Annotated in this window: 12 protein-coding genes and 1 riboswitch; of the genes, 6 read left to right on the forward strand and 6 right to left on the reverse strand. The window is 43.0% G+C overall.

Features of this window, described 5'->3' with window-relative positions:
- Both A3738_RS20205 and prsR read left to right on the forward strand, forming a co-directional pair.
- Positions 1-794 (forward strand): ATP-binding protein (locus A3738_RS20205; protein WP_231876710.1); only part of this gene is annotated, 794 nt, incomplete at its 5' end.
- On the forward strand, positions 791-2,155 hold the full coding sequence (prsR, locus tag A3738_RS20210) for a PEP-CTERM-box response regulator transcription factor (RefSeq protein WP_068500011.1): 1,365 nt from the start codon (positions 791-793) through the stop codon (positions 2,153-2,155). The genes A3738_RS20205 and prsR, both read left to right, overlap by 4 nt.
- A 48-nt stretch (positions 2,156-2,203) precedes the next feature.
- Here prsR and A3738_RS20215 read toward each other — a convergent pair whose 3' ends face one another.
- The 3 genes from A3738_RS20215 to A3738_RS20225 all read right to left on the reverse strand — a co-directional run bounded on the left by A3738_RS20215 (position 2,204) and on the right by A3738_RS20225 (position 6,873).
- The gene (locus A3738_RS20215; RefSeq protein WP_068477719.1) at positions 2,204-2,740 is read right to left on the reverse strand and encodes a transposase; all 537 of its coding nucleotides are present in this window, start codon (positions 2,738-2,740) and stop codon (positions 2,204-2,206) included.
- 75 nt (positions 2,741-2,815) lie between these two features.
- Complete coding sequence (locus A3738_RS20220) at positions 2,816-5,455, reverse strand: tetratricopeptide repeat protein (protein WP_068500008.1); 2,640 nt, start codon at positions 5,453-5,455, stop codon at positions 2,816-2,818.
- A 95-nt stretch (positions 5,456-5,550) separates the two neighbouring features.
- Positions 5,551-6,873: a UDP-glucose/GDP-mannose dehydrogenase family protein gene (locus A3738_RS20225; protein WP_068500005.1), complete on the reverse strand. Its 1,323-nt coding sequence runs from the start codon at positions 6,871-6,873 to the stop codon at positions 5,551-5,553.
- A gap of 349 nt (positions 6,874-7,222) precedes the next feature.
- Positions 7,223-7,308, forward strand: a riboswitch (cyclic di-GMP riboswitch).
- A 41-nt stretch (positions 7,309-7,349) separates the two neighbouring features.
- Here A3738_RS20225 and A3738_RS31310 point away from each other — a divergent pair.
- From A3738_RS31310 to A3738_RS20245, 4 genes are all read left to right on the forward strand, one after another.
- The gene (locus tag A3738_RS31310) at positions 7,350-8,120 is read left to right on the forward strand and encodes a PEP-CTERM sorting domain-containing protein (protein ID WP_068500018.1); all 771 of its coding nucleotides are present in this window, start codon (positions 7,350-7,352) and stop codon (positions 8,118-8,120) included.
- A 147-nt stretch (positions 8,121-8,267) separates the two neighbouring features.
- Positions 8,268-9,731: an archaeosortase/exosortase family protein gene (locus A3738_RS20235; RefSeq protein WP_197471947.1), complete on the forward strand. Its 1,464-nt coding sequence runs from the start codon at positions 8,268-8,270 to the stop codon at positions 9,729-9,731.
- Position 9,732: 1 nt separating this feature from the next.
- Complete coding sequence (gene asnB / locus A3738_RS20240) at positions 9,733-11,655, forward strand: asparagine synthase (glutamine-hydrolyzing) (protein WP_068500000.1); 1,923 nt, start codon at positions 9,733-9,735, stop codon at positions 11,653-11,655.
- Between the two features lie 2 nt (positions 11,656-11,657).
- Entirely contained in the window at positions 11,658-13,808 is a 2,151-nt protein-coding gene (locus A3738_RS20245; protein ID WP_068499996.1) for a GNAT family N-acetyltransferase, read from the forward strand.
- Here the strand turns inward: A3738_RS20245 and A3738_RS20250 are convergent.
- The 3 genes from A3738_RS20250 to A3738_RS20260 form a co-directional block, all read right to left on the reverse strand.
- The gene (locus tag A3738_RS20250) at positions 13,758-15,260 is read right to left on the reverse strand and encodes an oligosaccharide flippase family protein (RefSeq protein WP_068499993.1); all 1,503 of its coding nucleotides are present in this window, start codon (positions 15,258-15,260) and stop codon (positions 13,758-13,760) included. The genes A3738_RS20245 and A3738_RS20250 overlap by 51 nt on opposite strands.
- Before the next feature lie 61 nt (positions 15,261-15,321).
- The gene (locus tag A3738_RS20255; RefSeq protein WP_156502238.1) at positions 15,322-16,116 is read right to left on the reverse strand and encodes a sulfotransferase family 2 domain-containing protein; all 795 of its coding nucleotides are present in this window, start codon (positions 16,114-16,116) and stop codon (positions 15,322-15,324) included.
- Positions 16,117-16,816: glycosyltransferase family 4 protein (locus A3738_RS20260; protein WP_156504366.1), on the reverse strand; the 700-nt coding region annotated here is incomplete at its 5' end.

A 16,816-nucleotide genomic window follows, 5' to 3' on the forward strand; every position in this document is an offset into this window, starting at 1 on the left:
AAATTGTTGCCCAACAAGCCTGTAGTTATATCGATCAGCACTCCTCAGAAGAACAGCTCGCTCAGTCTCAACAATTCGAAGCTGTAAACCAAACCTCTGCGTTCTTGATTCACGATATCAAAACCATCATCGCGCAATTATCGATGATGGTAAAAAATGCGCCGAAGCATAAATCGAATCCCGCTTTTGTTGACGACATGATTGAAACAACTCGTCATTCCGTCGAAAAAATGGAGCATTTATTGGGGCAAATTCGTAACCCGAATCAACACGAGAAGCTCAGTGACATTAATCTGTGCGATATCTTGTCGAAAGTTTGTTACGAAAAACGCAATGCGCTACCTGCACCAACCTTAAAGCTACACAGTGAAAATATCCCTATTCAAGCAGATGCTCAGCAACTCGCTTCGGTGATTGAACATATTACTCAAAATGCTATAGAGGCATGTAGCAAAGATGGGCACGTAGATATTTCAACAAAAGCCTCGCCAGACTATGCGTTTATCTTTATTCAAGACAATGGCTCAGGTATGGAAGAAGAGTTTATAACCAACGAACTATTCAAACCATTTTCAACTACAAAAGGCTTAACAGGAATGGGCATAGGAGCCTACCAAAGTAGAGAGTATCTGCGTAAAATTGGCGGCTCAATCAGCGTAACCAGTGAACCAGATATAGGCACCTGCTTCACCTTAAGCATTCCGTTATTAGAAGAGCCTCAGCCAGAACAAGAGCTTCAGCCAGAGCATAAGCCTCAGGCGATACAAAAACCACAGCAAGACAAGGAAGCATGATCGTGAGCAAAACCCTACTCATTATCGAAGATGACCCTGGCTTACAAAGCCAAATGCGCTGGTGTTTTAACGATGATGTTGAAGTACACATGGCCTCAGATCGAGAAACAGCGATTTCCTTGCTACGCAGATATGAACCAGCAGTTGTAACACTTGATTTAGGTCTTCCACCTGACCCTGGCGGATCAAGCGAAGGCTTTAAAGTTCTCGAAGAAATTCTACAACTCGCCCCCAAAACCAAAGTCATTGTTGTAACAGGTCGGGAAGAAAATGCTTACGCTGTAAAGGCTGTTGGCATGGGCGCTACTGACTTCTTTCAAAAGCCTCTTGATGCAGACATTCTAAATTTCGTCGTCGAGCGAGCTTTTAACCTAGCGCAGCTAGAAACCGAAAACTCTAAGTTGAAAAGTGCTCAATCAAACTCTGGCATTCCGGGTGTAATAGCGAATAGCCCGAGCATGCTCAAAGTTTGTCGCACTCTTGAAAAAATCGCACCTGCTGATGTCAGCACGCTGATTTTAGGGGAAACAGGCACAGGTAAAGAAGTTTTAGCACGGGCGATCCACAGTTTGAGCCCTCGTAGCGACGCTCCTTTTGCGGCAATTAATTGTGCAGCGATCCCTGAAAACCTGCTTGAAAGCGAGTTATTTGGCCATGAAAAAGGCGCATTTACAGGCGCCCATCAACAAAAGAAAGGCAAAATTGAGCTCGCTCACGGTGGGACCTTATTCTTGGATGAAATTGGCGATATGCCGGCCTCTCTTCAACCCAAAATGCTACGTTTTTTACAAGAGCGTGTGATTGAACGCGTTGGTGGCGTTAAAGAAATTCCAGTTGATGTACGTGTTGTCTGCGCGACGCACCAAGACATCAATAACTTGATATCTCAGGGAAGCTTTCGAGAAGACCTCTATTATCGCATTAGTGAAATCACGCTAAATATTCCTGCGCTTCGAGAGCGCGAAGGCGACTCTGTACTCATTGCACAAGCACTTCTCAAGTCTATTAGTAGCGAAATGAATCGTGGTGATTTGCGACTATCTGAAGACGCAATGGCAGCTATTCGAAGTTATGACTGGCCAGGTAACGTGCGCGAGATGATCAATAAAATTAAGCGCGCCGCAATTATGGCAGATGGGATGAACGTAAGTGCTGAAGATTTAGAGCTAGAAAGCTCGGAAGCTAGCCTTCCAGAAGGCTCTTTGAATTTGAAGCAAATCCGCGATCAGGCCGAAAAAACAGCATGCCTGCAAGCGATTAAAGGCTCACATGGGAATATGGCAAAAGCGGCTCGTATACTCGGTATTACACGTCCGACGCTGTATTCATTATTCGAAAAACACGGCATTGAAGCTGAGTAAAAACATGGGGGGCAGAGTACTTTTACTCTGACCCCAATGTTTATCACGCTAGAAAAGATTACGATATGCCCTAGCGCAACTTTCATGATCCTCTCCGAGGGACAAATAGCTTCGATGAGCAGTCCAAAGCAAACTAGATTTTATTAGCGCATTAACTTTGTAACTAGACCAAAAATAATCACTCGCTGACTTAACCATTCCAGCCCTAACCGGATTCAGTTCGATGTAACGCTGACAAGCAAGTACATAAGAGTCATCCTCAATCCCTAAGGACTTAAAGCGCCCTTCCCACAAAGTACCTGATCGCTCATACCTATGGTTAAAATAACGCACATAACGACGTCCCAAACACTGCATCATCTGAGAAATTGACTTATCAGTATGCGGCGTGACTAACAAATGTACGTGGTTGGTCATGAAGACCCAAGCATGGATATGTACATCAAACGTTCGCGCGTATTCATTTAGCCATGAGGCATATGCGACATAATCTTGTGTATCAATAAAACAAGGTTGGCGATTAACGCCCCTTTGAATGAGGTGCTGCGTCATACCCGCAGGGCATTGACGGAGTGAGCGAGCCATAGATCTTCCTTGATACTATTTGGCTTTGTTTGAAACTGGGGTCAGAGTACTTTTACTCTGACCCCAATATTAAACTTAGTTTTTAGCTTCTAAGAAATGTCCTTGAATCTCGGCATTATCTGGCTGTAAGGCAGCCGCTTTCTCAAGGTAAGGCAAGCCTTCTTCAGTTCTTCCAAACTTGTGCAACACCCATCCATAGCTATCAAGAACTGCCGCACTGTTTGGAGCGAGTTCCGCGGCACGGCTCAACAGCTCAAGTGCTTTCTTATCGCCGCGTTCAAAGTAAATCCACCCCAAATTATTCAAGGCAGCGACTGAATCTGGACGTTGCGTAAGCAGGGTCTCATAAACAGTAGATGCTTTATCCACATCATCATTCTGCTGAGCCTGCATTCCCACTAACAACATTGCTAAGGGGTTATCTGGCTGTGCTGTATACCACTCGGCTAAAAATGCTGTTCGTGCAGAATCATCTTTCAACAACCCAAGTACACGATGCAGTTTTTCAGCCACGCCAGGAGTCTTAGAAATCGCCCATGCAGCCTCATACTCGCTGCGTGCCGACGCTAAATCTTTTTTCGCAAAAGCGAGATCGCCTTTCAAAGCAGGGTAAATATGTCCAAGTTGCTCCTGTTGCTCTGCGAGCTGCGCAAGAATTTTTTCAGCTTCCTCGAACTGACCAGCCTTAATCTCTATTTCAGCCAACACCGCAACAACACGCACATTGCCCGGATTAGTAACTAGGCTCGTCGTCGCCACTTGGCGTGCTTTTTCAAGCTGCCCTGTTTTCAAATAATCCAACGCACGCGAATAATCGATAACAGCTTTCGCATCAGCAAGTTCAGCACCTTGATCAGGCAAAGTAGTCATTGCTGTTTGATAAGCACGCTCAGCGCCAGAGATGTTTCTATTCGCAAGTTCAACACGAATCAAAGATCGGAACGCAGCCATTGATTTGTTTGTCACTGCTAATTCTTCAAGCGATTTCACAGCCGCATCACGCCCATTCAAACGCGTTGACGCTTCATAAATTCCTGCATATGCCCCCATACTATTGGGCGACAACTCGAGCATTTTACTGAAACGATTTTTAGCTTCCTGATTGTTATTTTGAAGCAAGGCATTTCGCCCTAGCGCACCCTGGACAATAGCTTGGTTAGAAGTGCTTTCTGCTAAAGGAAGTGCTTTCTGTAAATAGTCATTTGAACCATCAACTTCGCCTAAGGTCGCCAAATACTGTCCGGCAATAAAGTTCGCTGTATAGTTCGAAGATTGCGCCCTAGCATTATCTAAAAGCAACGCTTTCGCTGTGGCTTGATCACCTGATCGCGTGTAATACGAGGCGATATCAATCAAAACTTGTTGCTGAGTAGGTGCTAGCTCAAACGCTCGTTGCAAATAAGGTAATTCTTGAGCTCGATCCACTTGCGGTGCAGAGCGATAAAAACTCGCCAATGCCAACTGCAAGCGTACATTTTTTGGATCGATCGATGCAGCTTTCTTAAGCGCTGCTTCGCCTTTTTCATATTGCTTATCTGAAACCGCTGCCAAGCCATACAAAGCTAGTAATTCAACCGAGGTTTGCTGTTCGATAGTTGGTTCTAATGCGTCTAGAACACGCCGAGGCTCGTTCAGTTTAAGATTGGTTGCCATATATACTTGGGTCGCCAGCGGGCTTGCCGTCTCTGGATCAACCACATCATCTAAGTAACGCGCTGCGGCTTCGGTATCGCCCTGCATGTAACTGATAATACCCAGCACCTGACGTGAACGAGTATGACCAGGATACTGCTCTACTAACTTCTCAAGCTTCTCTTTAGCTTGATCTAAACGATTCTCTTGAAAATCGGCCAAGGCTTCTTGGAAAGTATCATTTGCTTCGGTTGCGCCTGGAAATGCTTCAGAGAGAAGCTTTGTATAAATGTAGGCTTCGTTCGCGCGACCTTGTCTTGTAAGCACATAAGACAAACGCTCAAGCGTGAGTACACGATCAGGGAGCATTTGGTCGCTGGTCGGCAAAACAGACAGCAATTCACTTAAGGTTGATTCAGCATTCTCTAACTGATTTTCAGAAATCTCGATACCAGCTTTCAGCAATTGTGCTTTCGGGAACGCTTCGTCGTCAGCACTGACTTTTTCTACTAACACGAGCGCTGCAGGCATTTGACCTTCTAAGGCATTAAGCGTTGCCATACCGACATTCGCTCTGCCATCTTGAGGATTATTAGTTAAGAGCTTTTGATAAATAACGCGAGCTGCGTCGAAATCACCTTTCTTAGAGAGTAAGTCAGCCTCAAGCAACATCTTTTCACGCGTTGGCTCTTTAAGTTGCTCTAAGGTAGAAGAGGCAGATTGGAATTTACCCAACGCAATATAGGTTTCGGAAAGCTCCAATAAATAAGACTCTGAAGTCTCGCCAGCAATTGCCTCGAGGTAACTTCGGGCATTTTGATGGTTACCGACCTCATTCATTGCATCAGCAAATTCGATCATCACTTCAGGCTTACCACCAGACTTCTTCGCAGCGTTGCGATACTCAATCATCGCTGCCTTGTATTGCCCCTGAGACTGATACGCTTTCGCTCTGTCTAAGTGATTCTGAAACTCGGTATCCGTATCATCGCCGCCACAAGCTCCCAAAAAGAGCGCGGCAGACACTGCGGTAACAAGCTTTAATTTACTTACCTGACGTCGAATACTTCCTTTGCTTTCCATGATCAACCTTATTCTTCATTCAATGAATATCTACACGCAAAAAAGGTATCTATTCGACGCGTTGATCAACAGATACCTTTGGTACTCATCAGACTTTATGCTCGGCCGATTGAGTAATATGTAATGCCATAATTTTTAACGATAGCAGGATCGTACAGATTTCGTCCATCTACGATCAAAGGATTCGCTAACTTTTGCACAACAGCTTCATAATCCATGGCTCGGAAAGCCTTCCACTCTGTACAAATCACCAAGGCATCTGCACCTTCAAGAGCCGCATCTTTATTCGTGACCAAAGTAAGATCTGCACGCTCACCGTAAATACGTGAACATTCTTCCTGAGCTTCGGGGTCGTAGGCCACGACTTTGGCACCTGCATTCCATAATGCTTCCATCAGACAACGCGATGGCGCTTCACGCATGTCATCCGTTTCTGGTTTAAAGGCCAAGCCCCAAACTGCAATCGTTTTACCTGCTAGCTCACCATTAAAATGAGCACTGAGTTTTTCAAACAAACGATGCTTCTGGCGGTTATTCACATTCTCTACAGACTGCACAAGCTCTGATTCATATCCAGCATCTCGTGCGATACGTGTTAAAGCCTGCACGTCTTTAGGGAAACATGAACCACCATAGCCGGCGCCAGGATAAATAAACTGAAAGCCAATGCGCGGATCAGAGCCGATCCCTAAACGCACGCTTTCAATATCTGCATCAAGTCGTTCAGCCAAATTTGCCATTTCATTCATAAAGCTAATCTTGGTTGCCAGCATTGCGTTAGCCGCATACTTCGTGAGCTCAGCAGATCGAACATCCATGAACAGAATCTTGTCATGGTTACGATTAAACGGCGCGTACAACTCACGCATTGGTGCTTCAGACGACTCTTTCGAGCAACCAATGACAATTCGGTCCGGCTTCATGAAATCGCCTACAGCAGCACCTTCTTTCAGGAACTCTGGGTTAGAAACCACATCAAAATCAATCTCTACGCCGCGCTCCGCGAGCACACCCTCAATTTTCGCACGCACTTTATCGCCCGTACCGACGGGTACTGTAGACTTATCGATCACGATTTTTTCGTCTTGCATATGGGTCGCAATCGTTTCAGCCACCGCCAATACATACTGCAGATCTGCAGAACCGTCTTCATCGGGAGGAGTACCAACCGCGATGAACTGCAACTTAGCAAACGCAATGGCCTCTTCCGCTTTTGTCGTAAACTTCAAGTTACCCGCAGCAAAATTATTCTTAACAATGCTTTCAAGACCAGGTTCGTAAATTGGAATAACGCCGTTATTGAGCTTTTCAACCTTACTCTCATCGACATCAACACAAATAACATCGTGCCCCATGTCAGCCAAACACGCGCCGGTCACTAGCCCGACATACCCTGTCCCAAATATTGATACTTTCATTATTTACCCTTTGTCATTAACGCTTTGCTCGCGCCTTCCCTGCTTATCCTGCATGCTTAGTTTTAGTGAGTTTTTGACTAAAAATCGTTACCAAAACCAAGCTCTAAATTGCGAGCTAGAATATGACCGCAATATTACACTTATAAGTAAGACTAACGGAAACTTTTCATTCCTCTTACCTCATCACGGAACTGTTTCACAGGTTCACATTTAAGCGTCAGTGTTTTTTACACATTTACTCAACTTCGATTCCCTCTAAATCTCTACCCTACTAACTTAACGAGCCTTTAATGTTTTTGGCGTATTAATTGCAAATTTTCATGCCATCAGAAAATCATCTGGTAAAAACAACGAAGTACGCCAAACCAATTGCGAGATTGGGACGGAAAGCCAAGGGTCTGTTACTAAGGATGAAACAGACAGCCGGTTGCCACTTCAACAATTATCACGCTTATAAAGATAAATGGAGCATTACAATGAAACTAAAAAGCGTAATGACAGGTTTGGCACTTACAGTTGCTGCAGCTTCGGCTCAGTCAGCTGCAATCATCAGCGTTTCAGCTGGTGATGCTGCTTACCTTTCTGGTGTTGAATCAGCATTCTTAGGCACATTAGTTGCGTCAGACACTGAAAGCTTCGACGGCTGGGATACTAGCAACGCAGTATTCACCGGCAGCCAGCACGAAAAGTGGATTGACTCAGCAACAACACTAAGCACTGCGGTTGGCGATTTTACACTAACAGGTGCGGGTCAAGCAGGCTCAAACACTAACAACGGTAACCTTAAAATCGAAAGCTCTCGTACTGGCGAATATGGTCGTGAAGTTCTAGCGAGCGATGCAACTGACTTCTGGTTAGATAGCAACGACGCAACAAACGTTGTTTGGAACATCGATGCAGACGATTCATACAATGCGATCGGCTTCTACTTGGCAGACATCAACGACCAAGGCGGCCGCATCAAGCTTACTTATGAAGACGGTTCTACTGAAGAATACCAAGTAAATACTTCATTCCCGAGCGGTTCATTGTTCTACACAACTATCATCAGCGACATGGCTATCACAGGCGCGTCTCTTTACTTTGATAAGTGTGACGATCCAAACGGTTGTAACTCATACAACTACTCTGACGGTTGGGGCATCGACGACATCACTGTTGGTCACCACGTTCCAGAGCCAGGCACTCTTGCTCTTATGGGCTTAGGCCTTGCTGGTTTAGGTTTCGCGCGCCGCCGTAAAGCTTAATAAGCCACATCACTCTGATACCGGATCAAGTCCGGCATGACGATTGAGCACTAAAAAGGACACCAAACGGTGTCCTTTTTTCATTTAAAACAATGAGGTATTGCAACCCCTTACCATTCAGCTACCATGAATAAACACGCGTATTACATGGCTGGATGGATTTTGCCAACACTCACTCATACCTACCTGCAACTAAGCAGTCTATTTTTAGCTGTATTTTTTGTTTTTTACCCAACAACAGAAGTACTTTTAGATCGCTGGCTTAAATTCGATGAATCTTTATCTCATGGGCTTTTAGTGATCGCCATGAGCATTCATCTCAGCGCAAGAACTCTGCATAGAATCGAAACCCAAAACATTAAGAACGGCTCTCTATCAAACTACCTAACTTATATCGGTTTGGCATTATCAAGCCTTGCTTGGCTCGTCATATCTAGCGCTAATATAAACATCCTCGAGCAAGTTTTAATCCCAATTATTTTATGGTTCGCCACTGCCAGTTATTTAGGGCTACATATCGGTTTAAAACTCCTCCCCTCCATCGCATTCGTTTACTTTGCTATACCGATTTGGGACTACCTCAATCAAGCCCTTGTCGACTTAAGTAGCTTAACTGTGACTTGGCTAGTCGATCTCATCGACATTACCGCTCTTATCGAAGCAAATACCATCACACTTCCCTATGGTGCTCTAGTGATTGCCGACGGGTGTTCAGGACTGCGTTACTTTACAATTGCATGCGCACTCGCCGTATACGTAATTCTTGATTCAAAACCTAATAGGGCTCTAAGCACCAAGCTATTAGCAACCGCAATTGCACTTAGTCTATTCTCCAACTGGCTCCGAATTTTCTTGTTGATACTTATTGCTTATGAAACAAACATGGAAAGCAGCTTGGTCGCCGATCATGAAACCTTTGGCTGGATTATCTTCTGTATAGTGTTAGCGCCTCTATTTTTTATCGCTCGTCGGTTTGAACTATTCCCAGAGCAAAAGGAGCCTAGTAAACAAGCACTTTCTATCAAAAAAATAGCGCTTACATTCGCCCTTTTAATGCTAACACCTGTTTTAAGCTTCGCTCTAAATAGCGCAATAAAAGTACCCAATATTATTTCAAGCTCTCAATTAAGCTATACACCAGCAAAACCAGATACAAACATACCGAAACTTCCAAACGCAAAAATCTTGCTGCAGAAGAAAGCAAACAATTACGTGCAAAACATCCAGCTTTATAGAGTACTTAACTGGAAAGAAGAGAGCACCGAAAACCTTGTACCCTATTGGCCATCGCCATTTTCTCACACTGACTGGCTAGTCGAATCTCGAAACATTATTACCGCAGATACGCAACAATTTCAGTATGTTGGCCTTAAGCACAAGTTACGAGGTTACCGAGTATGTCTTGCATATCGTTATCAAGTGGGTCAACAAGAAGCGCTCTCGTATAAAAAAGCGAAGCTATTGCAAATCCCCGCAATACTGACGGGAACCAATTATTTTGAAGCGCAACTCGCAATCACCAATGCAAAAGACTGCGCTGCGACCGAGCCCTCAATGATTAACGCCCTCACTGAATTGAATACACCACTCATAGAAGTAAAAGGTTCATAAAATGTGCGGCATCACTGGCTTTTTCGTACAAGCTAATAAAACTGAACACACTGAGGCATCTTATACACATCTTAAGCTGATGGCAGATGTCATTGAGCATCGAGGCCCTGATGCCGAAGGTTTCTGGGTGAACACTCAGAACTCTGTGGCACTTGCTCACCGTCGCCTTGCCATTGTTGATTTAAGCGAGACAGGTCAACAACCAATGGAAAGCCAACACTTTGTATTGGTATTCAATGGTGAGATCTATAACTTTCGGGTTATAAAAAAAGAGCTAGAAAAGCTCGGCCAATCATTCAACGGCCATAGCGACACAGAAGTATTGTTATATGCCCTTGAACATTGGGGCTTACAAAATACGCTCGATAAGCTAGAGGGCATGTATGCGTTTTGCGCGTACAATAAATCAACAAATCAAGCATATCTCGTTAGAGACAGAATGGGAGAAAAGCCCCTCTATTTCAGTAAACAAGGGCATAAGTTTTTCTTTAGTTCAGAGCTTAAAGCGCTCAAAGCAAACCCATCATTTAACGCAAAACTTAACCGCGAAGCACTTGGAGTATACCTTCAACACAACTGCGTTCCTGCGCCTTTATCAATCTATGAAGATTGCTTCAAACTTGAACCAGGTCAATATCTGCAGCTCGATTGCGAATCTCTAGGTTACTCGCTCAATACTTATTGGTCAGCAACTGAAGTAATGATTCAGGGAAGCGAGCAACCTTTCGCAGGAACAGAAACCGAAGCCGCTGACGCACTTGAGGCGACACTGCTTAGCTCGATTAAAGATCAAATGCTGGCCGACGTTCCTCTCGGCGCATTTTTGTCTGGTGGAATTGACTCCTCTACCGTCGCAAGCATTATGCAAAGCTTGTCAGACAAAGCGATCAACACTTACAGCATTGGCTTTAATTTCGATGATTTTAACGAAGCCGAACATGCGAAAGTAATTGCCCAGCACTTAGGGACAAACCACACAGAGTTTTATGTCAGCGAGCAGGACACTAAAGATGTGATTCCAACACTCGCAAATGTTTATTGTGAACCTTTCGCAGACTCTTCTCAGATCCCTACTTACTTAGTCTGTGAGCTTGCAAAGCAGCATGTCACAGTAGCTTTGTCAGGAGATGGTGGAGATGAATTATTCGCAGGATATTCTCGATATCAAAAAGTGCTTGATAGCTGGCGAATACAACAAGGCCCTAGCGCGCTAGAAAAGGCTGCTCATTTTCTGCCTAAAAACCTTTTCAATACGCTTATCTCTTTACCACTCGGAGTGTCTGGCGCTTACCCACACTTTGCGTCAGAGAGACTTCGTAGCAATTATTACAAAGCATCAGCCAAGAGCTTTGAAGAATTTTATCAACGCTCAATTGCATTCTGGCAAGACAATGCTCACCCACTTAAAGGGTTTAAGCCTAATAAATTAATCAATGTGTCCCCATCAAGCCTAAATTACACAAGCAAGCTTCAGCTCCTAGATATGCAGATGTATTTGCCAGACGACATTCTCACGAAGGTCGATCGAGCAGGTATGGCAGTCAGCTTGGAAACTAGAATCCCGCTACTGAATCATAAACTAGTAGAGCTTGCCGCAAGCATCCCTTCAGACATTCGAACGCATAACGGCGTTGCTAAATGGCCCTTGCAAGAAGTGCTGAGCCGTTACGTACCTAGAGAGTTATTTGAACGCCCTAAACAAGGATTCGCCATCCCAATTGGAGAATGGTTAAGAGGCCCACTTAAAAGCTGGATGACAGATTTACTCAACCCTTCAACTTTGCGTCAACAAGGTCTATTCGACTTCAAGACGATTTATCCCATTCTAAAAATGCATTTAGATGGCAACAGCGATTATTCACTGCAACTGTGGAGCATATTAATGTTTCAAAGTTGGTTAGATGAACACAAGGTTTCTATTTAATAATGGCTGGCCCCAAAACCATTCTTCAGAAAAAACGCATTTCGATACGCGAATACGTTGCTGAAGATAAAAGCCGCATTATTAACCTATTGAATGCTCCATCAATCAAACCCCTTATCTGGAAATGGCAGTTTGATGAACGGTATTTCGACTCATCTATTAAACCGATAGTTGCTGAAGATAACTGGGGGAATATTCTAGGCTTCAACGGAATGATGCCCGTTAAATTACATACCAAGGCGCATGGCGAGCTAGAGGCTGCCTGGAGCTGTGACTTCTTTGTTAGTAGACATTGCCGAGGACTAGGCGTTGGTAAAGAAATAAAAAAGGAGCTCAAGAAACAGAGCCCTCTTACCTTCGCCTTAGGGACAAGCCCTACAGCAGCAGCTGTCCTAGAAAAATCTGGCTGGTCAGCATTCAAAAATGTGTACAGCTATGCCACTGATAGTCTGAAGCCTACCAGCATTACTGAAGACGCAGCATCGCTAATAGAAAGCGATACTTTGCCTAATCAAACTCTGCTAGATGGCTTATGGCGCACTGTAAAAACCGAGTATAGTGCTGCCATTGATAGATCAAGCCATTACCTACTTTGGCGTTATGAACAATCACCTATTGCTCGATATCGATTTATTTACGAAGAAAAAAACGAACGCCTTACATTTTTAGCTGTCATTCACTCCACCGAAGATCGCATCTCTCTCGTTGACTACATCGGCCCTAAGGACGGCAATCAACACAGAAAAATCCTCAACCATATAGCGAGTTTAAACTCGCATTTTCGTTGCATGACATCTTGCCCAGAATGGGAAAAATCGTTTAGCGCATTCGGTATAAGAAAGTCGGCAAGCCCAGCAAATTGTTTTATTTATAGTGAAAGGGCCGAGCTGTCCTCATATCTTCAAAACGATTTTTATTTGATGCCAGGCGATTGTGATGGAGACATATTAGGCAGCTCAGTAAGTGAAGCAAAACACGCAGATCTGCCAGCTTCACAAGGCTATAAAGTCGAACAAATATCGTTCAAAGAGTTTATCTCACTCCAAGAAGAATGGGATGAGTTAGTTCATCAGTCAGATAATGATCATTTGTTCAGTTCTTGGCTATGGATAAAAACCTGGTGGGAACATTTTTCCAAAATAAACAAGTTCGAACTGAGGCTGCTGGTTTGCAAACAATATGGCAAGCTAGTTGGCATCGCACCACTTTATACTCGACGCTACCGCCAGTTTTTACTCCCAGTAACTCAACTACAAATCATTGGCTGCTCGTGGTCTGGGCCAAACACTTTTCGCTCAGAATATTTAGATCTCATTATCGACAAAGCGCATCAGAGATCGGCTAGAATTTCTCTAATGGAATATATGTTCAAGCATATTCGTTGGGACGAGCTAATTTTGGGAGACATCCCCCATCAAAGCTTAACATCACGCTTAATCGAAGAATGCTTCGGTCATTATGGCCTATATAATCGAACCGTTCATGAAGATCATAGCGTCGTCGTCGATACCTGCACAGATGCAGAGAAATATACGAAAAAACTAAGTAGTAATTTTAGACGCGCAACGATTCACAAATTCTCAAATCTAGAGAGACAGCATACCGTCGATTTTCAAATATATGAAAATGAAGAAAGCTGCCCCCTCAATATCATCGAAACGCTCAATGATCTGCACCTGACACGCTGGGGAAAACCATGCTTCGAAGACGTTTACAAGGAGTTTCACAATAGCCTCATCACTCATTTCGGCAAGTCAAATGATTTAGATATTGCACTTATGAGTATCGATGGAGACGTGAAAGCACTGACCTACAACCTAAAATTTGGCAGTACGATTTACAATATCCAATTAGGCTACGACGAACAGGCATTCAAAAATTATTCATTAGGTTTAGTGCATTTAATGCAAAACATTCTTTTGAGCCAGACAAGCGGAGAGATAAAGCAATTCGATCTATTAGCCGGATATGGCAAAAATGAATACTACAAAGAAAGGTTCGGAGGCAGAATTCAGAACATTTCTACCAAGCAATATTTAAGAAGTAAGTGGGTGAAGTTGATATACCGAATCTACGACAAAAAAAGATCTCTACAAGAAAAGCTATTTAGCAAAAAAACGATTTTTGAGAAAGCTTCGCTCTTGCTCCGATAACCCGCTAAAAAGAAAAGCAACAGCGTAAACCAGCCCACCTACGGAAACCGCACCTACCAACTCCAGATAACTACTAATAGAAACATTCATTTGGTAAATCGAAACACCTAAAATCATTGCCATTAGTGCGGGTAAAACCGGGAGAATAACTCGGCTAAAGTAATGAGTGAACTTGAGTTCTAAACTCGAGAAACCATATTTCATCAGAACAGGCACAAGCACCAACATAGGAATAAGAGAACCAAGCGCAACACCTTCTATACCCCAAATTTGGACCAAAATCAGACTTAATATCAAATTAGAAATAGCCGCAACGGTGTAAACCTTGGCCGAATAACCATGCTTGTTTACAGCAGTAAGATAACGCGTGCTGAAAGGATTTAAAAAAGGAAGTGCGATATATACAACGAGTATCGCAACAATGAGAGGTGCCTTCTCAACATATTCTTGCCCTATCCAAAGACCAATAAAAACAGGACCTAAAAGCACTGCACCCGCACATAAGGGCAACATTAAGGCAACTACATACTTACTATATTGAACAAATGCCTCACGCAGCTCGATTTGCGAGGACTTAACTGCTAAATCGCTAAAGAAAGGCATAAAAGCATGGGTCGTTGTCCAGCCTATATTTCGAATGTAGTTAAATAAGTTTGCAGGAATTGCGTAGAAAGGCACCATCGCAGGACCTAAGAAAAAACCTATTACTAAAGTATCCGAGCCAATCTCAATGCGTGAAGCCACACCCTGTACAAATGACTTAAATCCAAAATGTATCGTTTCTTTGAACCTGTTCCATCTAGCCAACCTTGGTCGTGGAATAAATCTCCCAAACTCCGCCTTCGATAAAATAACGAAGTAAGCTAAATATTTTATTCCTAATCCGATAGTACTCACACTAGCAATTAAAAGAAGGGCATTGGTTGGAGTAATCATACTGAAAACGATTACCGCACTAACAACTGAATTTACAATCGTAATATTGTTTTTTATGTAGTACTGCTGAAAACCTTCCAAAAAGCTTTCGGCAACAAACCCAGGAAAACTTATTAAAAGACGTAATCCTATTATAAAAAGTAAGAGTGAGTAGGTATAAACATCCGTTGAATCATTCGGAGCAATATGTTCTGCACCCCATAGCCCACAACAAATGAAAACAATTAGAGAAACAACACCAATGCAAATTAAAAAGACAAAAGAGGTGGAATAAAGTTCATGTAGCTCAGCAATCTTATTCTCGGCTTTATACTTCGCAGAAAAACGCGTGATAGCCGGCTTAAGACCAACATCTAAAAGCCCCATATAGCCCAATATAGCACCGACAATCTCCCAAATACCATAATCATAATTCCCTAAGTTATGAATAAATATGGGGGTCATGACCAAAGTGATGGCCAGTTTCAGCATCATGACCATCAAGTTTGAACCAGTATTTTTAAAAACCTTATTCATAACAATTGAAAGTATGCAAGAAAATGGGCGTGTTAACTCTTGGCATCATTTTATAGACATACTAATGCACAATTGAACGCGCAAAATCATAAACTTTTTTATCATAAGCGCAGATTTCATGAATTTTCTCTCTTACTTCTTCCGTAAAACCCTCTAATTTATCTGCCTGACGTCCCTCTGCCTTATTCTCATGACCAATTTTGATTCTAACTCCTAGAAGCGCATTCAATTTTTCATTGAATCCATCCATATCATTCATAAAGCCAATCAAATTGAATTTCTTTAGATTTTCTTGCGCTTCTATTACCTCTGTATTTTCATATTTTTCCGGCAATAACGCCGAGTCGGAAAAATATGAAGTCAAGGTTCGCGCATTTCTCAACGCGAGATCAGAGGATAAAAACTCTTCAATAGAAAGGTTAGTTTTGAACACGCTTGCTTGACGAACAGACAAATCCTTATATTCAGACACAAAGCGATCGACAGGGTCTCGTAATAACGTAATAAATTGGTGGCTGGGAGAAAACTTGTCATAAGCAGCTGCGGAAAATCTTACATGTCCACTGATTAGCTTCACACCTGAATGAAGATAATAGTGCAACATTTGCTGCCTAAATCTATGGATAGAAAGAAACTCACGCCCACCATTTACATCAAACGACTCATCCATTCCAGAAAGAGCATATACGGTTTGATTTGCCTTTATAGATGCTTGGGAAATAATGTAGCGTAGCCTCATCGCTCGATTCAACGAAGTGCCGCCGCACTTAGGCACATGATGAAATACACACCCAGCACCTAACAAACGTTCTCGCAATTTATGCTGAATAGACAACATTCTTTCATACTTATTCACTCATAAACTCCCATCTATCATTTTTGAATACAAATGCTCTAAGGACTCAGCAGGGATGTCTAACGAGAAGCGTTTAACCGCAATTTCTGCATAGCTATCAAAAGAGTCCTTATTCCTTTCGACTAAACATGACTCAATTGCTCTTGATAATACATGGCCATCTTTGGGGGGAACGATAAAAGCTGGACTATCTTCAAGAACTTCTCGTAGCCCTATACAATTTGTACCAATAATGGGTGTGCCCGCCGCTAAAGCTTCCATCCCTAAGAGTCCACAAGCCTCCCAAAGAGAAGGCATTAAAACTACATCCACACCCTTAATTGCAGCAGGCATATTGTCTGTGTGAGGCATTTGAACAAATATATCCGACAAACCTTTTTGCTCAATCAGCTCAAATTCTTCACGAATAAAGCCACCCCAACCAAAGGTAAGCACTTTTAACCTGCGCCTGTAGCGTTCATCTTTCGTAATCAGGAATTCAATAGCCTCAACAATGTATTTGAAACCTTTTTGGGCCATAAAACGACCAAAAAAACCTAGCAATAACTGATCAGAAAAACCCAGCTCTTCTCGGAAGTCTCGCGGCTCTTCATTATAAAATTTCTCAGTATCTACGCCATGTAAGATGGTGTATATTCTGAAATCTTCGATTTTTGGAAAAAACTCAAGAAAGTTCGCTTTACAGTCTTCACTTACTACG

This window comes from Oleiphilus sp. HI0066 (assembly GCF_001635725.1).